The sequence below is a fragment of the Bosea sp. OAE506 genome (assembly GCF_040546595.1).
Classification (GTDB): domain Bacteria; phylum Pseudomonadota; class Alphaproteobacteria; order Rhizobiales; family Beijerinckiaceae; genus Allobosea.
In genome coordinates, this window is sequence record NZ_JBEPOB010000001.1 from 775,895 (window position 1) to 793,456 (window position 17,562).

At 68.4% G+C, this 17,562-nt stretch carries 23 protein-coding genes; 8 read left to right on the plus strand and 15 right to left on the minus strand.

Features of this window, described 5'->3' with window-relative positions; translation table 11 throughout:
* Positions 1–18 precede the first annotated feature (18 nt).
* The 5 genes from ABIE41_RS03700 to ABIE41_RS03720 all read right to left on the minus strand — a co-directional run bounded on the left by ABIE41_RS03700 (position 19) and on the right by ABIE41_RS03720 (position 3,473).
* On the minus strand, positions 19–1,464 hold the full coding sequence (locus ABIE41_RS03700) for a type II and III secretion system protein family protein (protein ID WP_192643461.1): 1,446 nt from the start codon (positions 1,462–1,464) through the stop codon (positions 19–21).
* On the minus strand, positions 1,461–2,240 hold the full coding sequence (gene cpaB / locus ABIE41_RS03705; RefSeq protein WP_192643462.1) for a Flp pilus assembly protein CpaB: 780 nt from the start codon (positions 2,238–2,240) through the stop codon (positions 1,461–1,463). Before cpaB ends, ABIE41_RS03700 begins: the two co-directional genes overlap by 4 nt.
* A gap of 137 nt (positions 2,241–2,377) precedes the next feature.
* Complete coding sequence (locus ABIE41_RS03710) at positions 2,378–2,890, minus strand: A24 family peptidase (protein ID WP_354191754.1); 513 nt, start codon at positions 2,888–2,890, stop codon at positions 2,378–2,380.
* 148 nt (positions 2,891–3,038) lie between these two features.
* On the minus strand, positions 3,039–3,212 hold the full coding sequence (locus ABIE41_RS03715) for a Flp family type IVb pilin (RefSeq protein WP_192643463.1): 174 nt from the start codon (positions 3,210–3,212) through the stop codon (positions 3,039–3,041).
* Positions 3,213–3,299: 87 nt separating this feature from the next.
* A complete protein-coding gene (locus tag ABIE41_RS03720) occupies positions 3,300–3,473 on the minus strand; it encodes a Flp family type IVb pilin (protein WP_192643464.1) in 174 nt (57 codons plus the stop codon).
* A 518-nt stretch (positions 3,474–3,991) separates the two neighbouring features.
* Between ABIE41_RS03720 and ABIE41_RS03725 the strand changes: the two genes are divergently transcribed.
* The 3 genes from ABIE41_RS03725 (at position 3,992) to ABIE41_RS03735 (ending at position 5,890) form a co-directional block, all read left to right on the plus strand.
* On the plus strand, positions 3,992–4,411 hold the full coding sequence (locus ABIE41_RS03725) for a pilus assembly protein N-terminal domain-containing protein (RefSeq protein ID WP_192643465.1): 420 nt from the start codon (positions 3,992–3,994) through the stop codon (positions 4,409–4,411).
* A 208-nt stretch (positions 4,412–4,619) separates the two neighbouring features.
* Positions 4,620–5,255: a TadE/TadG family type IV pilus assembly protein gene (locus ABIE41_RS03730; protein ID WP_192643466.1), complete on the plus strand. Its 636-nt coding sequence runs from the start codon at positions 4,620–4,622 to the stop codon at positions 5,253–5,255.
* An 8-nt stretch (positions 5,256–5,263) separates the two neighbouring features.
* Positions 5,264–5,890 carry a TadE/TadG family type IV pilus assembly protein gene (locus ABIE41_RS03735; protein WP_192643467.1) on the plus strand — a complete coding sequence of 209 codons (627 nt, stop codon included), beginning with the start codon at positions 5,264–5,266 and terminating at the stop codon, positions 5,888–5,890.
* An 87-nt stretch (positions 5,891–5,977) separates the two neighbouring features.
* Here ABIE41_RS03735 and ABIE41_RS03740 read toward each other — a convergent pair whose 3' ends face one another.
* From ABIE41_RS03740 to ABIE41_RS03770, 7 genes are all read right to left on the minus strand, one after another.
* Positions 5,978–6,544: a retropepsin-like aspartic protease family protein gene (locus ABIE41_RS03740; RefSeq protein WP_192643468.1), complete on the minus strand. Its 567-nt coding sequence runs from the start codon at positions 6,542–6,544 to the stop codon at positions 5,978–5,980.
* Positions 6,545–6,709: 165 nt separating this feature from the next.
* The gene (locus ABIE41_RS03745; RefSeq protein WP_192643469.1) at positions 6,710–7,618 is read right to left on the minus strand and encodes a ribokinase; all 909 of its coding nucleotides are present in this window, start codon (positions 7,616–7,618) and stop codon (positions 6,710–6,712) included.
* Entirely contained in the window at positions 7,615–8,511 is an 897-nt protein-coding gene (locus tag ABIE41_RS03750; protein ID WP_192643470.1) for a 2-dehydro-3-deoxygalactonokinase, read from the minus strand. Before ABIE41_RS03750 ends, ABIE41_RS03745 begins: the two co-directional genes overlap by 4 nt.
* A gap of 117 nt (positions 8,512–8,628) precedes the next feature.
* Positions 8,629–9,219, minus strand: a complete 591-nt coding sequence (gene pcaG / locus ABIE41_RS03755) for a protocatechuate 3,4-dioxygenase subunit alpha (RefSeq protein WP_192643471.1) — start codon at positions 9,217–9,219, stop codon at positions 8,629–8,631.
* Positions 9,209–9,919, minus strand: a complete 711-nt coding sequence (gene pcaH, locus ABIE41_RS03760) for a protocatechuate 3,4-dioxygenase subunit beta (protein ID WP_192643472.1) — start codon at positions 9,917–9,919, stop codon at positions 9,209–9,211. Before pcaH ends, pcaG begins: the two co-directional genes overlap by 11 nt.
* On the minus strand, positions 9,916–10,689 hold the full coding sequence (locus ABIE41_RS03765; protein ID WP_192643757.1) for a CoA-transferase subunit beta: 774 nt from the start codon (positions 10,687–10,689) through the stop codon (positions 9,916–9,918). Before ABIE41_RS03765 ends, pcaH begins: the two co-directional genes overlap by 4 nt.
* The gene (locus ABIE41_RS03770) at positions 10,686–11,543 is read right to left on the minus strand and encodes a CoA transferase subunit A (protein ID WP_192643473.1); all 858 of its coding nucleotides are present in this window, start codon (positions 11,541–11,543) and stop codon (positions 10,686–10,688) included. The genes ABIE41_RS03765 and ABIE41_RS03770 overlap by 4 nt, the downstream gene beginning before the upstream one ends.
* Positions 11,544–11,625: 82 nt before the next feature.
* On the opposite strand from ABIE41_RS03770, the gene ABIE41_RS03775 reads away from it, so the two are divergent.
* The gene (locus ABIE41_RS03775; protein ID WP_192643474.1) at positions 11,626–12,393 is read left to right on the plus strand and encodes an IclR family transcriptional regulator domain-containing protein; all 768 of its coding nucleotides are present in this window, start codon (positions 11,626–11,628) and stop codon (positions 12,391–12,393) included.
* A gap of 10 nt (positions 12,394–12,403) precedes the next feature.
* Positions 12,404–13,297, plus strand: coding sequence for an aldose epimerase family protein (locus ABIE41_RS03780; RefSeq protein ID WP_192643475.1), 894 nt, complete (start codon positions 12,404–12,406; stop codon positions 13,295–13,297).
* Between the two features lie 7 nt (positions 13,298–13,304).
* Here ABIE41_RS03780 and ABIE41_RS03785 read toward each other — a convergent pair whose 3' ends face one another.
* Entirely contained in the window at positions 13,305–13,427 is a 123-nt protein-coding gene (locus tag ABIE41_RS03785; RefSeq protein ID WP_354191755.1) for a hypothetical protein, read from the minus strand.
* A 61-nt stretch (positions 13,428–13,488) separates the two neighbouring features.
* Entirely contained in the window at positions 13,489–13,956 is a 468-nt protein-coding gene (locus ABIE41_RS03790; protein WP_354191756.1) for a L,D-transpeptidase, read from the minus strand.
* 233 nt (positions 13,957–14,189) lie between these two features.
* Between ABIE41_RS03790 and ABIE41_RS03795 the strand changes: the two genes are divergently transcribed.
* Complete coding sequence (locus ABIE41_RS03795) at positions 14,190–14,942, plus strand: sulfite exporter TauE/SafE family protein (protein WP_192643477.1); 753 nt, start codon at positions 14,190–14,192, stop codon at positions 14,940–14,942.
* Between the two features lie 23 nt (positions 14,943–14,965).
* On the opposite strand, the gene ABIE41_RS03800 is transcribed toward ABIE41_RS03795, so the two are convergent.
* On the minus strand, positions 14,966–15,691 hold the full coding sequence (locus tag ABIE41_RS03800) for a carbonic anhydrase (RefSeq protein WP_192643478.1): 726 nt from the start codon (positions 15,689–15,691) through the stop codon (positions 14,966–14,968).
* A gap of 263 nt (positions 15,692–15,954) precedes the next feature.
* Between ABIE41_RS03800 and ABIE41_RS03805 the strand changes: the two genes are divergently transcribed.
* Together ABIE41_RS03805 and hisF are read left to right on the plus strand one after the other, a co-directional pair.
* Positions 15,955–16,740, plus strand: a complete 786-nt coding sequence (locus ABIE41_RS03805) for a hypothetical protein (protein WP_192643479.1) — start codon at positions 15,955–15,957, stop codon at positions 16,738–16,740.
* Positions 16,741–16,798: 58 nt separating this feature from the next.
* Positions 16,799–17,560 (plus strand): imidazole glycerol phosphate synthase subunit HisF, encoded by a 762-nt coding sequence (gene hisF, locus ABIE41_RS03810; protein WP_192643480.1) that lies wholly within the window; start codon positions 16,799–16,801, stop codon positions 17,558–17,560.
* The last annotated feature ends 2 nt before the right edge of the window (positions 17,561–17,562 follow it).

The window sequence follows — 17,562 nt, forward strand, 5'->3', positions numbered from 1 at the left end:
CCTTGCGTGTCGCCGCGGTCAGTCGGCGATGAAGCCGACGCGCCCCTTGTAGGCCTGCGGCGCGGCGCCGCCGTTGGTGCCGTAGATCTTGTTGAGACGCCCGAGCAGGGCGGCCTGGGCGTCGTGCGCCTCGACGAAGCCGTCATCGGGCCGCTGGACCTGATTGGGCTCCATCGGCTTGGCGATGTAGGGCGTCGCCGTGATCATCAGCTCGGTCTCCTCGCGCTGATAGTCGCGCGAGCGGAAGAGCGCGCCGATGATCGGCAGGTTCATCAGGCCCGGGAAACCGTTGATCGAGGTCTTGGAAACGCGCTGGATCAGGCCCGCCGTAGCCAGCGTCCCGCCCGAGGGCAGCTCCACCGTGGTGTCGGACTTGCGGACGCGGAAGGCCGGCGCATTGACGTTCTGCGCGGTCGAGCTGTTCGAGGTGTTGGTCAGGCGGAGCTGGTTCTCGAAGTCGAGCTCCGTCACCTCGGTGGCGATGCGCATGCTGATCTTGTTGTCCGACAGGACGATCGGCGTGAAGTTCAGCGCGACGCCGACCGGCCGGTAGGAGATGCCGAGCGTGCAGAGATTGTTGAGGTCGCAGGTATAGCCGCTGGGCACGGGCACTTCGCCGCCGGCGGTGAACTTGGCGCTCTCGCCCGAGATCGCGGTCACCGTCGGCTCCGCGAGAACGCGGGAGAGGCCGGCGCGCTCGAGCGCTCGCAAGGTGAAGTTGGTCGAGTTGCCGATGCCGGCCGTGATCGCGGTGGCGGCCAGCGACTGGGGCTGCAGGGGCAGCGGATTGTCCAGCGTCGGCGTGAGCGAGAAGTTGCCGAGCTTCCACTCGCCGGTCGAGTTGATGCCGAGCTGCTTGATCGCCTTGCGCGAAACCTCCGAGACGACGACCTTGACCATGACCTGGTCGCGGCCGCGGATCGTCAGCGAGTTGATGACCGCGCCCTTGGTGGAGGTGAACAGCCCGCCCGTGGTGCCTACGAAGGCGTTGGCGATGTCGACGGCCTGGGTTGCCTCCGACGCGTTGGCGACGTTGCCGACGAGCAGGATCGAGTTGCCTGCCGGCTTGATCTCGATCTGCGCCCTGGGCAGCGCCGTGCGCAGCGTCTGGCGCAGCACGTTGAGGTCGCGACCGACCTCGATCTCGAGAGCGGTGATCTGGCGGCCTTCGCCGTCGATGACGAACATCGAGGTCTGACCGTCGGCGATGCCGATGATGAAGAGCTTGCGGGCCGAGCGGACGACCGCGTTGGCGACCTTCGGATTGGCGACGAAGACCTCCTTGGCGTCGCGCGGCAGCTCGACGATGAGCGAACGGCCGATCGAGAGATCGAGCTTGCGCGAGATAGAGTGCTCGCTGGTGCCGACGTTCAGGACGGGGGCCTGGCCGGTGGCCTGGGCCAAGGCCGGCCCGGCGAGCGCCAACGCGAGGGCGACTGAGAGGAGGAGACGGTCCCGGATCACTGGTTCGCACTCCTCATGCTGACGCCATATTTGACGATGGTCATGGCGCCCTCGTTGGTCTGACCCGTCACGACCTGCCCGGCATCCTTGAGGCTGCGCAGCGCGAGCGAGAGCGTTCCCATCTTCTGGGCGCGGAACAGCGTCTCGGCCTGACCGGGCTCGACCTCGAGCGTCGCCGTCTCGCCGATCACGACCTTTTCGCCGTTGCGCTCCTGAACGTTCTGGCCGATCGCCAGGACGCGGAGGTTGCGCAGGATCGTCTCGCTGAGGAAGGCGTCGCCCTCGCCTTCGACGGCGGGGCCCTTGACGGTCACGACCACGTCGACGCGGTCATTGGGGAGGATGAAGCCACCGGCGGTGTTGGCGCCGCGGCTGTCGGTCGAGATCGCGACGGCGCGCATGCCGGAGGGCAGGATCGCGGAGAGGAAGCCGGTACCGTCGGTCTTGATCAGTTTCTCGCGGCGGATCGGCTCGGAGGCGAGCATGCCGTAGCGGACGACCTGGCCGGCCAGTTCGGCTTCGGCCTGGGGCGCCTCGTCCTTGCGGACGACGCCGGCCGGGACGCTGGCGAGCGGCCAGTCGAGCCAGCGCATATCGGCTGCGGCGACGACATTGCCGACCGGAATGTCGGCGGCCGCGACCAGAACCGGTACGGTCGGCGCGGGCTCGATCAGGGCAGCCGGGGCCGGCGCCTGGGACGGCTTGCTGATCAGCATGGCGGCGCCGACACCGGCCACCAGTGCAACCAGGAGAATGATGATGCGGGCGGGACTCATTGCGACTGACCCTCGGCCAAACCCAGTTGGCGCTCGGTCAGGATGGTGAGGCTCGAATCGTCAACTTATGGTTAATCGGACGTATCTTTTTTCAGCCTTGCGACCTTAACGGCAGCGAGTGGCCGCAACGTCACCCTTCAGACGCCGATCGCGGCCCGCCACAGCGCGGTTTCCGGCAGGATCAGAAGCGCCGCGAAGGCAAGCGCGATGCCGTAGGGCACTCCTTCCTTGGGCGAATGGAGCCGCCGGGCCCAGGACCAGCGAAAGACCGGCGCGGGCAGCGGATTCGCGCGGACCTGCAGAAGGACCAGCGTCAGGACCCCGCCGGCGAGACCCGCGATGGCGAGATAGGGCATCAGCTGCTCGAAGCCGAACCACAGGGCGGTGACAGCCGCGAGCTTGGCGTCGCCGCCGCCGACCCAGCCGGCTGCGAACATGCCGAAGCAGACCATCAGGACGACCGCTCCCGCGGCCAGGTGCCAGCCGATCTGGGGCCAGCCGAGGCCGAGCGTGGCAGCACAGACAACGAAGGCCGCGACCAGCACGAGGCAGAGGCGGTTGGAGATCGTCATCGAGACGAGGTCGCTCGCGGCGGCGTAGGCCATCGCGGCCGGAAAAACGACGATCATCATGAAGAGGGCGGGTGTCATGGTCGAGATCCCCGGAGTGAGCTCAGATCGCCACCGGCGCAAACGGACCCGTCACGGGTCAGGCGCAGGCGGTTGATGCGCGAAGGCGCTCCAGAGCCTGTCTGAAGCGCCTCCCGTCTCGCACGAAGCGGATGCGATCCGCTTCGGATTACTTGGCCTTGCCGAGCTCGTCACCGATGTTGGTGAAGGTCGTCGACAGCTTGGTGCCGAGCGTCGTCAGGGCAGTGATGCAGACGACGGCGACGAGAGCCGCGATCAGGCCGTACTCGATGGCGGTGGCGCCGGACTCGTCCTTGACGAAGCGAGCGAAGACGTTGGTCATGTGAAATTCCTTTCGGACCTTGATGAGCGCGAACTCCGCTCGGGATCGCCTGTGGCGTCCGAGCGGGTTCGTGCGAGGGTCGGGCCCTTACTTGGCCTTGCCGAGCTCGGCGCCGACGTTGGTGAAGGTCGTCGACAGCTTGGTGCCGAGCGTCGTCAGGGCGGTGATGCAGACGACGGCGACGAGGGCCGCGATCAGGCCGTACTCGATGGCGGTGGCGCCGGACTCATCCTTGACGAAGCGAGCGAAAACGTTGGTCATGTGAAGCTCCTTTTGAACCACGGTTTGACGGCTGCCTTTGCTCTGAGACGGCTTCGGTCAGCGACAGGAGGACATTACCGCGCCTCTCTTGCGGATCAGTTAAAGGAACAGAAGAATTCGAGCGGCCTCCGGAACATTGTTCCGATGGTTAATGCGTGATTGACGTAATATAATACTGACTATATTGAGTTTTGATTGACATAAATGAAGATTATTTGAGAACAATACGCTGCTCTCTCGGCCGAAAACTAGCGTTGTGCGCTCCCGACCGCCCCGGTCCGAAAACTTTCGCCGCGCTCTCTCCCTCGGTCAGGCACGTTCCCGGGCATTGAAATCAATCGGCCGCGCCCGATTAGGGATTGATTCATCATTTTGCGCTTTCCTGAGCGCCTCGGAAATCTTGAGGCAGCGCGATGTCCACTCTTTCGGCAGCAGGATCGCGATCCCGTGCGGGTTCCGCCCGGACGAAAGCAGCGCTCGCCGCCTGCGTCGGCGCCCTCTGGCTGACGGCAGGCCCCATGCCTCTCCGCGCGGCCCCGACACCGGCCAAGATCGAGAGCGTCGTCGTGATGGTCGATCACGCCAAGGTCGTGCGCCTGCCCGAAAAGGCCCAGACCGTTATCATCGGCAACCCCGCCATCGCGGATGTTGCCGTGCAGAAGAACGGCGTGATGATCGTGACGGGCAAGAGCTTCGGTGTCACCAACCTGATCGCGCTGGATGCCAGCGGCGGCCTGCTGGCGGAATCGCTCGTGCGCGTGGGCGCGGACAGCGATGCCGTGCTGACCGTTCAGCGTGGGCTGGATCGCGAAAGCTATTCCTGCACCCCAATCTGCCAGCCCGCCGCGCAGCTCGGCGATGCGCAGCGCTATTTCGGCGAAGTCGGATCCCAGGCGAACGCCCGCAACGGCGCAGCGCTGGGGGCGAGCAAGCGCTGAGCCGCCGGGCCTTCGGCCCATTGCCTAAGGTAAACCATCAGCTAACCCTGTTTCGGACGGGCTGGGCGCGGTTCTAACGGATCGGCAAGGCTTTGCCGCTATGACTGGCGTGGTCGTCGGAGCCGATGCCGCGTCGCATGATTGGGCGACAGCGGGCGCGAGGCTCCGCGGCGACGACCTGCGACGCGACAACCGGACCCCGTACCGCATGACAGTTCCGTCCCCGACCGATCCGATCAACCCGCCTGTGGCCCTTCGCGAGCCTGCGGCGGGTCCGCGCCGCCGCCTGCGGCCGCGACTGCTGAAGCGCTTCCGCCGCTCCCAGGACGGAGCCACGGCGGTCGAATTCGCGCTGATCGCCGTTCCCTTCCTGATGCTGCTCGCCGCCATCATCGAGACCGCGATGATGTTCTGGACCAGCCAGGTGCTCGAGGAATCGGTTTCGCAGACCTCCCGGAGGCTGCTGACCGGCGAGGCGCTGGCCCGCTACAACAAGACGGGCCCCGAGAACACGGCGGCCTTCAAGAACGACGTCTGCGCGAGCTCGCCGGGGCTCGTCGATTGCTCCAAGCTCGTCATCGACGTGCGGACCTACAGCTCCTTTGCCGGCGCCAAGACCGGCGTCGACGGCAGCAATCCGATCACCGCCGGCGGGCTGAACACGACGGGCTTCGGCTACAATTCACCGCAGCCCCAGCAGATCATCGTGGTGCGCGCGGTGCTCGAATATCCGCTCTTCTTCACCTCCTGGACGTCGAGCCTGGCCAATATCGGCCAGGGACGCCGCGGCATCGTCGCCTCGACGACGTTCCGGGCAGAACCGTTCACTGCGCCGGCGACATGAGGTTCCCGATGACGCACGCCTTCGAAACCCTCAATCGCGCCGGTCTGCGGCGCCTCGCGCGGCGGTTCCGCCGCAATGCCCGCGGCGTCGCCGCGGTCGAGTTCGCGATGATCCTGCCGGCGATGCTGGCGATCTATTTCGGCATCGTCGAGACGGGCCAGGGCGTCATGATCGACCGCAAGGTCGCGCAGCTGACGCGTTCGCTGGCCGACCTGACGGCCCAGGCCCAGGCGGGCCAGATCAGCAATACCGAGATGAGCAACATCTTCGACGCCGCCCAGACCGTGATGATGCCCTACAACTCGGTCGCCCCGGCGATGTCGGTGCATCACATCGTCATCGACTCGGCCGGCGTCGCCAAGGTCTGCTGGAGCGAGCAGCGCAATTCGACGAAGCTCGCGCGCGGCGCGACCGTCGCCATTCCTGCGGATCTGCGCCTGCCGAACACCTCCATCATGATGGCGGAGGCGACCTACGAGTTCACGCCGGTCGTCGGCTGGATCATCAAGGGTGGGCCGCTCAAGATCGGCGGCGATCCGATCTATATGCGTCCGCGCCTCGGCAAGTCCGGCGGCACCGCGAACATCGAGCAGATCGAGCGCGTCGGCGTGGCGATGTGCCCGGGCTTCAGCTGAGACAGCGTGAGACAGCGCCTCTCGCATCGCGCGGCCGCCTGAGATTTCCTGACAGATCAGACCGGTCCGCGAAATGGCCTGCGCCGCTCAGCCGCGCAGGATCATGCGGCCGGTCTGGACCTCGTAGCCCCTGAGCTTGGCGAGGAAGGACGTTCCGAGCAGGCTCATCGCCAGCGCCCCTTCGGGCAGCACCACGGCCTCGACATTGCGCACTAGGATGGAGCCCAGACGGACCTCGCGCAGATTGACGCGGGCGCCCTTCACGGTGCCGTTAGCGGTGCTCAGCGTCATCTTGTAATCGGCGCTGGAGGGGCGGATGCCGAGCGCGCTGGCATCCTTCGCGGTCAGCGCGACAACGCTGGCCCCCGTATCGACGAGCATTTGCACGCGGTAATTGTCGATCGACGGGTGCACGACGAAGTGCCCGCGATAATCGGCCGCCACCGTCAATGTCGGCGGTTCGGATGGGCGGGACGGCGCAGCGGCGGGCTCCGGCAGGCGCGCCTGCGTCGATGCCGGCGCGGCCGTCACGGAGGCGGCGCTCGGCGCATCGTCGCGGCCGACCCAGCGGGCGAGCTTGCTGCCATAGCTGACCGCGACCAGCGAGACGACTGCCGCGGTCCCCAGCGCCCAGATGATCGGCTTCTGCGTCATGGCGGCTGCCTCCCCTGTCGAGGTGGGCAGCATGGGAGCCAGTTCCTGCCGAAGGGTGAAGACGGGCCCGCGGATCGCGTCTCGTCGGCGGCCCGCCGCATGCTGCGCGGGATCAGCCTTAACGCCGGCTTGCCGACATTCGCGAAAGCGGCGGCGGCACCCCGGTCAGAGGAAGGACTGCCCGACGAGGGCCTCGATGGCGTCTTTGTGCGGGATGCTCGGCTGGGCCCCGGCCGCCGTGCAGGCGAGCGAACCGGCCGCGAGCCCGCGCTGCAGGGCGCCCGAGAAGCCGTAGCCTGCGGACAGTGCCGCCGCGAAGGCACCGGTGAAGCTGTCTCCCGCCGCCACCGTATCGACCACGCTGACCGCGGGGGCCGCGAGCCGGCGGCGGACGCCGCCATGCCAACCGACGACGCCCTCGCCGCCGAGCGTGACGATGCAGACGATGCCGAGCTCGCCATCGCAGCGGCGGGCGATGTCGTCGGGCTCCCGCTCGGCCCAGCCCAGCGACTGCGCCAGCACCAGCGCCTCGTGCTCGTTGGCGACGAGCATATCGAGGCCGGCGAGCAGCGCGTGATCCGGCGGCCCGGCGGGCGCGAGATTGAGGATGACGCGGCCGCCGGACTGCTTCATGTGCCGCGCCGCCGCTAGGCACTCCGCTTCGGGCACCTCGCGCTGGAGCAGCAGGATGTCGCCCTCGCCGAGCGGCACCGACGCCATCGCCGCCGCGCTCGCCTGCGCATTGGCACCGGCGGCAACGACGATCTGGTTGGCGCCGTCGGCATCGACGGCGATGAAGGCGGCGCCGGTCGGCGCCGCGACGCGCGCGACATCGGCGAGGTCGACGCCATCGGCTGCCAGCAGCGAGAGCGCGATGTCGGCGAAGGCATCGGTCCCGACCGCGCCGACGAGACGCACCGGCGCTCCCGCGCGGCGGGCCGCCAGCGCCTGGTTGGCGCCCTTGCCGCCGGGATGGAGCGCGTAGGAGGGGCCGATGACGGTCTCGCCGGCGCCGGGCAGGCGCTCGACCGGGGTGACCAGATCGACATTGAGCGATCCGAAGACGACGATCATGCCGCGATGGCTCCGGCGAGGCGGCGGATGCCGGCGACGAAGGCGGCTTCCGGCGTGGTCACAATGGTCTTCAGCCCCGCTGCGGCCAGGCCTGCGCCGTAGCTCTCCGCCATGGCGCCGTCGGCGACGAGATGGACGGTGTCATGCCGCCCGAACATCGCGAGCGCGCCGGCGATCTCGTGGCCGACCAGCAGGGCCGAGAGATAGGGGCCGACGGCCGAACCAGGCAGCCGCCCGGCCAGCACCTCGGAGCGGGCCGCGAAGGCCGTGTTGAGCAGGCCGCCGGGGCGGGGCGAGGCGGCAAAGCCCGCCGCAAGGCCGAGCCGTGCGCCCTCCTCGCTAGGCTCCTCGGCGAGCCGGGAAAGAATCGAGTTCTGCCGCAGCAGGCCCCAGATCTCGCCGGTCATGAAGCTGGCGAAGCGGGTGATCCGTCCGCCCTCGACGAGCGCCCATTTCGAATGCGTGCCGGGCAGGCAGGCGATACCGTCCTCCAACCCGAGCCCGACGATCAGCGTCTCCTCGCCGCGCATGACGTCGAAGGCGCCTTCGTCACAGGAGAGGCCGGGCAGGATCAGCGCAGGCGTGCCGTCGGCCAGCGCGACCTTCAGGCCGGCTGCGGCGATGGCATCCGGCGCGGCGGGGCATGGCACATAAGCCGCCTCGACCCAGCCATTGCGGCTGCCGACCATCCCGGCCAGCACGATTTGCGCCTCGGGCGCCATCCGGCGCAGGTCGCCGGCGATGGCCTCGAAGGCGGCCGGGAAGGCTCCTACAGGTACGGACTGGATGCCCTGTTCGGCGCTGCGGCGCTCCAGAACCTCGCCCGCTGCCGAGATAAGGAAGGCGCGGGCGCGGGTCGTGCCCCAGTCGAGCGCGATCAGGGGTCTGGGCATGGGGAAGGCTCCGGCTGATTGCTGACGCTCCCGTCATTCTCGGGCGAAGCGTAGCGCAGAGCCTGAGAATCCCCTGCGAGAGATGCCCGGGTCAAGCCCGGGCATGACGTCAGGTGTTCACGCCGCGAAGAAGACCGTCTCGTTTTCGCCCTGCAGATGGATATCGAAGCGGAAGTTGCCGTCGGGCTGGCGCGTCGCGATCAGCGTCTGGCGCCGCTCGGCCGGCACCAGCGCCAGCACGGGATCGGCCGCATTGGCCGCTTCACCTTCGAAATAGATCCGCGTCGTCAGCCGGGTGAGGATGCCGCGGGCGAAGACGGAGAGCGAGAGATGCGGCGCCTGTATCGTTCCGTCGGGGGCGGCGACAGGACCTGGGCGAATCGTCTCGATGTGGAAGGCGCCCTCGGCCGTCGTCTCCACGCGGCCGAAACCGGTGAAGCCGGCATTGCCGGCGGCGTTGTAGCGACCCTGCGCGTCGGCCTGCCAGGTTTCGAGCATGGCGTCGCCCACCGGGGCCCCGTCGCCGTCATAGACCGTGCCGGCAATGCGGATGTGCTCGCCGGCGACGCCCTCGGCCGCGACGGTCCCGGTCGCGAGCTCGCTGCCGCCATAGGCGCGCGGCGTCAGCGCATAGGCGAAGAAGGGGCCGATGGTCTGCGACGGCGTGATGCCGAGGGGGGCCTCGGCCGTTTGCGGATCAGTGCTCATGCGGCTCCTCCACCGGCGTCGCGTTGCGGCCGCGCAGGACGATGTCGAACTGGTAGCCGAGCGCCCATTCCGGCTCGGTCGTGGCCAGGTCGAAGCGCGAGACGAGGCGATCGCGCACCTGCGCGTCGGTGATCGACTGGAAGATCGGGTCGTATTTGAACAGCGGGTCGCCCGGGAAATACATCTGGGTGATGACGCGTGACAGAAAGCTCGGCCCGAAGAGCGAGAAATGGATATGGGCCGGGCGCCAGGCATTGTGGTGGTTGCGCCAGGGATAGGCGCCGGGCTTCACGGTGACGAAGCGATAGCGGCCTTCCGCATCCGTCAGCGCGCGCCCTGCCCCGGTAAAATTGGGGTCGAGCGGGGCCGGATGCTGATCGCGGACATGGACGTAGCGCCCGCCGGCATTGGCCTGCCAGATCTCGATCAGCGTGTGCGGCACCGGCCGGCCGTCCTCGTCGAGAACGCGGCCCGAGACGATGATGCGTTCGCCCAGCGGTTCGCCGACATGCTGGCGTGTCAGGTCAGCATCGCCCGCCGCGACGGCCGTATGGCCGAAGACCGGGCCGGTCGTCTCCGAGAGCGTGTGCGGCAGCAGGATTAGGGGCTTCGACGGGGCGCGCTTCACCGTCGAGCCGTAGGCGGGCGAGGTATTTGCCGGATGCGCGGCCAGGCTCTCGCGCGGATAGATCAGGCTCATGCCGCCACCCCATGGGCTTGCTTGGTGCGGGCGTGGAGATCGCGCAGCACCGACAATTCCTGCTCCGTCGCAGCCGGCGTTTCCGCGACGTCGGCCGCGAAGCGCAGCGGCCAGCCGCAACCGGCCTGGACCTGCTCGCGCGTCACGCCCGGATGCAGCGAAACGACGGTGAGTTCCGCCGTTGCCGGATCGGGCTCCAGCACGCAGAGATCGGTCATCACCTTGGTCGGACCCTTCGTCTTCAGGCCGATCGCTTCGCGGTCTCCCTTGCCCTTGCCGTGACCGAAGGAGGTGATGAAGGGCAGCCTGTCGACGAAGGCGCGGGTGCCCATCGCCATGGTGATGAAGATCTGGCCGCAATTGCTGGCGATCTCGGGCGCGCCGCCGCCGCCGGGCAGACGCACCTTGGGAGCGTCATAGGGGCCGACGACCGTGGTGTTGAGATTGGCGAAGCGGTCGATCTGCGCGCCGCCGAGGAAGCCGATGGTGATGCGCCCGCCCTGGAGCCAGTAGCGGAACATCTCGGGCACCGCGACGGTGGTCAGCGCGGTGTCGCAGAGCTCGCCGTCGCCGATCGACAGCGGCAGCACGCTGGGCCGCGTCGAGAGCGTGCCGGATTCGTAGATCAGCGTGATCTTGGGCGCATGGGTGAGGCGGGCGAGGTTGCAAGCGGCCGAGGGCGCGCCGATGCCGACGAAGCAGACATCCTGGTTCGTCAGCAGGCGCGCGGCCGCGATCGTCATCATCTCGGTGGGGGTCGCGTTCATCAGGCTGCCTCCTTCCGGGCCTGCGCATGGCGGGCGAAGGCATCAGGCCCCTTTTCCAGCACGTTTTCCTTGATCCAGGCCAAGAAGGTCTCGCGCTCCCGGGCGATCTTGTCCCAGGCGATGTAGAAATCGTTGGCGCGCTTGTAATAGCCATGGGCGTAGGACGGGTAGGCACCGCCCGGCACATGGGCGATCGCGGTGACGGCCCAGGACGGCAGGATCACCGCATTGGCGTTGCGCGGGCCGAAATCGTCGACGATCTCCTCAACCGTGACGAGCGAGCGCTTCGCCGCGAGAACCGCCTCCTTCTGCACGCCGACAATGCCCTCGAGCAGGACATTGCCCTCGCGATCGGCCTTCAGCGCATGGATGATCGCCGCATCGGGGCGGATCGCCGGCACCGTCGCCAGCACCTCGCCGGTATAGGGGCAGGTGACGGAGCGGATCTGCGGATTGACGGAGGGCAGATCGACGCCCTTGTAGCCACGGAACACGGCGAAGGGCAGGTTCGCGGCGCCCGCCTCATAGGCGTTGGCCATGGCGGCGTGGCTGTGCTCCTCGATCTCGAGCCGGTGCGGCCAGCCATTCTCGACCGCGTCGCGGAAGCGGTGCAGCGAGCCGACGCCGGGATTGCCGCCCCAGGAGAAGATCAGCTTCTCCGCGCAGCCGGTGCCGATCAGCTGGTCGTAGATCAGGTCCGGCGTCATCCGGATTAGCGTCAGGCGACGCTTGCCCTGACGGATCGTCTCATGACCCGCGGCATGGGGGATGAGATGGGTAAAGCCCTCCATCGCGACGGAACAGCCATCGCTGAGGACCGCCTCGATTCCCTGCGAGAGGGAGACGAATTCCGCCACCTTGACATCTCCTCATTCTGTGCGTTTATCGCACACTGTGTTGATAATCGAACGTTAGGCCGACGGGGGCAGGCGGTCAAGAATGGCTGGAGAGGCGCCCGACCGCGACCATATGGCCGCCCTCGAAAAGGGACTGGCGGTGATCGAGTGCTTCGATGCCGGCCGAGACAGACTGACGATCGCGGATGTCGCGCGGGCGACGGATCTCTCCCGCGCCGCCGCCCGGCGCTGCCTGTTGACGCTGACGCGGATCGGCTATGCCAGCTTCGACGGGAAGTTCTTTACCCTGACGCCGCGCGTGCTGCGGCTTGGCCATGCCTGGCTGGCCTCCAGCGCGCTGCCCCAGCTCGTGCAGCCCTTTCTGGAGCGGCTCTCCGAGGAGACGCACGAGTCATCCTCGGCCTCGCTGCTCGACGGGCACGAGATCGTCTACATCGCGCGCTCGGCGCAAAGGCGGATCATGTCCGTCGGGCTCTCGGTCGGCACGAGGCTACCGGCTTCCTGCACCTCCATGGGCCGGGTGCTGCTGGCGGCTCGCGATCCCGCCGACGCCCGGGCGCGCATTCTGGCGGGGAAGCCCCGCGCCCTAACACCCCACACCGTGACCGATCCGGATCGGCTGACAGAGATCCTGGCCGTCGTGCGGGCGCAGGGCTACTGCATCGTCGATCAGGAGCTGGAACTGGGCCTGATCTCGATCGCCCTGCCGCTCATCAACGCACGGGGCGAGGTGGTCGCCGCCTTCAACCTCTCCGGCCAGGTCCAGCGCAGCTCGGCTGCGGAGATGGCCGAGCGCTTCCTGCCCAGCATGCGCCAGCTCCAGATGCTGCTGCGCCCCATGATCAGTTGAGGACGACACCATGCTGGAGCTGAAGGCGGGGCCGCTGAGCGCCCGCATCCACCCGGAGATCGGCGGCATCATCGCCGCGCTGGAGTGGCGGGGGCCGGACGGGCGCCTGCATCCGCTCCTGCGCGCCCCGCCGGGCCTCGCGCCTTCGACCGCAGCCCCCAACAAGATGGGAAGCTGGGCGATGGTGCCCTTCGCCAACTGCGCCTTCGACCGCATCGTCGATGATGGCGAGCAACGCTTCGCACTACCGGACAACCGGCTGGGCGGCGGGCACTGCATCCATGGCTTCGGCTGGCAGTCCGACTGGGCCCTACTCGGCCATCCCGCCGGCCATACCCTGCTCGAACACCGGCGCGAGGCCGGCCCCGACCCCTATCGCTACCGGGTCACCCAGGAGATCGCGCTCGATGAGGCCGGTCTGACCGTCAAACTCGCGATCACCAACGAGGCAGACCAGGCCCTACCCTATGGTCTGGGCCATCATCCCTGGTTTCCAGCCGCGCCGGATACGCGGCTGCGGATGACGGCGCGCGGGGCTCTCCTCTTCGGCGGCGAAGGCTATCGCGCCACCGGCTCCCGCACACTCGACGGCGGCGGGCCCTATGCGAACGGCGCCGTCTTCGCGACGGGCGGGGAGGTCGCGTGGAGCTTCCTCGGCTGGGACGGGACGGCGCGGATCGAGACGCCCTCGACCGGGCTCGCCATCACCCTGACCGCAAGCGAGAGCCTGCGCTGCCCGGTCGTCTGGGCGCCGCCGGGAGCGGATTTCCTCTGCGTCGAGCCGCAGAGCCATGCGATCGGTTCGCCGAGCGAGAGGGCGGCGCGGGAGGCATCACCGCTTACGCGCCTCGCCCCCGGCGAGACGTTGCAAGGCTGGCTGCGGATCGTGCCCGAGGCGCTGTGAGCCTGGCTCAGCGCCAGCGCGGGCCGGTCTCGTAATAGCGCTGAAGGTTGGTGGGCTGGAAGCCATAGGCGCCGGCCGGAATGGCCGGGCGCAGCAGGATCTGCTCGCGGGCGGCATCCCAGTTCGGCACCTTGCGCTGCTGGGCGACGGCGGCGGGCTTTTTGCTCTTCGCCTTGGCGATCTTGGCCTTGCTACCGCCGGAGGCCTTGGCGAATTGCGAGAGATTGTCGGGCGCCGCGCCGTTCAGCGCGATGCTGGTCTGGCTGGGCCCATGCTTCTTGACCAGCGCAAAGAGCTTGGCGGCATTGGGCCGGGTGCAGGCGGATGCAGCCATGCGAGGCCGGGCGGCCGAGCGCGCCCACCGCCGTCGTGCCATGGATCGCATAGCCGCCGCGGAAGAACACGGCATGGGGCATGGCCCCGCCATATTTGCGCGAATACCAGTTCTTCTCCAGCCGCGTCGGGCGGTAGAGGCCGTTGGGCGTGCGATAGCCCTTGCGGCCCGAGGAAATCGCCCAGTTGTAGCTCTCGCCGTCGGTCGTGGTGACCTGGATGCGCTGGGCGGCGATATCGACGCGGACATCGACGCCGGCCTGCGCCGAGGCGATACCGGCAAGCGAGAGGAAACAGGCGGCCAGCAGGCCGAACAGACGACGCATCACACCACTCCGAAACCACGCAACCGCTGAACGCCTCGGCCTTGTCCTGCATCCGGGATCGAGCCCGGAGCGGCGGCCATTGCCCATCAGCAAACGCCGACGGCCGGCGCTTGTAAAGCGCGCGACAAAATCGTGGTTTCCGGACCGGCGCAGGCTCAGCCCCCTGCGGCTTTGCGGGGAGCGGCGGCGGGTGTAGCAGGGGGCTTCGCTGCCCTCCCGCCCCGCGGTCCTCCATGCTCGACATGCTCCTGCCGGCCGGCGTCGCGCCCGCCATCGCGCTGCTGCTGATCGCCGTCAGCTTCCTGACCTCGGCCTTCACCGCCGCCTTCGGCATCGGCGGCGGGGTGGCGATGCTGGGTGCACTCGCCGGCACGGTGCCGCCCTCCGTGATCATCGCCGTCCACGGGCTGGTTCAGGTCGGCTCCAATGTCGGGCGGACCTATGTGCAGCGGGCGCATGCGCTCTGGCCGCTGGTGGCGCGCTTCACCGCGGGCTCGGTGATCGGGGCCGTGATCGGCGCGCTGCTGGTGGTGGAATTGCCCGAGCGCATCCTGCTCGGCCTGCTCGGTGCCTTCATCCTCGTGATGACCTGGCTGCCGAAGCCGCGCATTCCCGGGCTGGCCTCGAGCGGGCTGGTGATCGGCGGCGGGCTCTCGACCATCGTCACCATGTTCGTGGGCGCGACCGGGCCCTTCGTGCAGGCGCTGCTGCTGCCGCTCAAGCTGGAGAAGCGCCAGCTGATCGCGACCCATGCGGCCTGCACGACGATCCAGCACCTGCTCAAGGTCTTCGCCTTCGGCGCGCTGGGCTTTGCCTTCTCGGACTGGCTGCCGCTGATCGGCGCCATGATCGTCTCGGGCTTCGCCGGGACGATGCTGGGGACGAGGCTGCTGGAACGGCTGCCGGAGCGCTGGTTCGCGGTCGCGATCAAGGCGATCCTGACGGTGGTCGGCCTCGACCTGCTGCGCCGCGCCGCCGGCTTCTGACGCGGCGCGTTACTCGCAAGGCCTCAGATGAGCTTCACCTTGCCCGTGGCGAGGTCGTAGACGCCGCCGGCGACGGTGAGCGTCTTCTGGGCCACCCGCTCGGCGAGGATCGGCGCGGCGCTCTTCAATCGTTCGACATTGAGGCGGACATTGGCCTCGATCGCCGCCTCCAGCAGATCGGGCGCGCCGGCTTTCTGCGCGTCGAGCACGGCCGGCCTGATCGCGTTGATCAGCGAGGGGAGGTGCCCGGGCAACTGCGTCCCGTTCTTCACCACGTCGATCGTGGAGGCGATGGCGCCGCAGCGGCTGTGGCCAAGCACGAGGATTAGGGGCGACTGCAGGACCGCCGCGCCGAATTCCAGGCTCGCCAGCCCATCCTCATTGACGAAATTGCCGGCGACGCGGACGACGAAGAGATCGCCGGCACCCTGGTCGAAGGCCAGTTCGGGCGCGAGGCGCGAATCGGCGCAGCTCACGATCGAGGCGAAGGGGTGCTGCGAGCGGGTCCGCGCCGCGCGGCCGGCCGAGAAATCGCGCTGGTTGGGCTTGTTGGCGGCGTAGCGGGCATTGCCGGCCATCAGCCGGTCGAGCGCCTCCGTTCCACCGATCGGCGTTGGCGCGGTGGCGGCCCCCTGCGCCCAGGCCGGGCCGGCGAGGCCGACTGAGACAGCGAGGCCACCGCCGAGGCGCAGCACGGAGCGGCGAGAGAAGGAGGAAAGAGGAGCATTCGGCGCACAGCGTTCGCACATGGGAGCCATCCTTCAGGCCAGCCGCAGGGTCCGCATCCCTATGGAGCGACAATCCCGGCTTGCCTTGTGAATGTATTGATGCTGCGATAGCTGAACAGTCCAAAGTCTGCACCGATCGATTGCCGACGAGGACTTGCTGAACGATCCCTGAAACAGGTCCTTATCTTCAGTTGAATTACAATACGCGTCAAATTATTCCCTTCTCTGATGCCGCGACCGGGCCTGCGAGCTTCCGCCGCGCGATTCTCCATTGCGCAGACTCCGTGCTGCGGATGCATGTGGCCGAGAAGATCGTCAGCAAGATCTTCGGCCGCAATCTGCAATCGCATGCGGCCGGGCTCGTCGTCGTCATGCATTGCGAGGCCGAGCGCGGCGCCGGTCAGAGGCCGACGCTGGCGCTGGTCCAGCGCGAGATGGGCAGTGCCCGCACGCTCGCCGCCTTCTTCGGGCTGCTCCGGCTCGCCGGCTATGTCACGCGCGAGCCCGTCCCCGGCGATGCCCGGTCGGCCTGGCTTGTGCCGGCGGCACCGCTTTTCGAGGGGCTGCGGCAATGGCTGTCGCATCACGCCCGCTGCGGCGAGATCCTGGGCCTGGCCGAGCCCGGGCTCGCGGAGCGCCTGCGCGCCGACGATGCCTTCCTGCGGCTGTTTCTCGGCCATGCCCGCGATCTCTTCGCGCGGACACGGGAGGCGACGGCGGGGGCCGGCGCCTGGGCCTGGCTCGACCGCTTCGACTGTGGCGACCGGATCGGTCTCATCCTTCTCGGCGCGCATCATCGCGTTGGGGCGGCTGCGGGCAACGACCCGGTCTGGTTCGATCTCCATGCGCGGGAGATCGCCTCACGCCTCGGGCTCTCCCATTCCCATGTCCGCAACATCGTCAACCGGTCCGAGGCCGAGGGCCTGCTGGTCCAGGACCGCCTCAAGGGTCGCGTCGCGCTGACGCCGCGGCTGCTCGCGGAGAGCGAGGCGTGGTTTTGCAGCTTCTGGGACTGGATCGCCGAGACGGCGCGGGCGGCGCAGGCCGCCGAAGCCGCGCCGCGAGGGTGACGCCGGGGCGGAAATCCGGCATAGGCTCGCGCCAGCCCTTCCGGAAGCCGGCTCCGCCATGCTCAAGACCCGCATCATTCCCTGCCTCGACGTCAAGGACGGCCGCGTCGTCAAGGGCGTGAAGTTCCTCGATCTCGTCGATGCGGGCGATCCCGTCGAGGCCGCCAAGGCCTATGACGCGGCCGGCGCCGACGAGCTCTGCTTCCTCGACATCACCGCCAGCCATGAGGACCGCGGCATTCTGTTCGACGTGGTGACGCGGACGGCGGAAGCCTGCTTCATGCCGCTGACCGTCGGAGGCGGGGTGCGCAAGGTCGAGGACATCCGCGGGCTCCTGCTGGCGGGCGCCGACAAGGTCTCGATCAACACGGCTGCCGTGACCAACCGGCAGTTCGTCAAGCAGGCGGCCGAGAAGTTCGGCGACCAGTGCATCGTGGTGGCAATCGACGCCAAGCAGGTCTCGTCGGGCCGCTGGGAGATCTTCACCCACGGCGGGCGCAACCCCACGGGTCTGGAGGCAGTGGCCTTTGCGCGGGAGGTCGTCTCGCTGGGCGCCGGCGAACTGCTGGTGACCTCGATGGACCGCGACGGCACCAAGGTCGGCTACGATCTGGGCCTGACCCGCGCCATCGCGGATGCGGTCAGCGTCCCGGTGATCGCCTCGGGCGGCGTCGGCGACCTCGACGATCTCGTCAACGGCGTGCGCGAGGGCCACGCCTCGGCCGTTCTGGCGGCCTCCATCTTCCATTTCGGGACCTACACGATCGGCCAGGCCAAGGCGCACATGGCGCGGGCCGGGCTGGCGATGCGGCTGGATTGAAG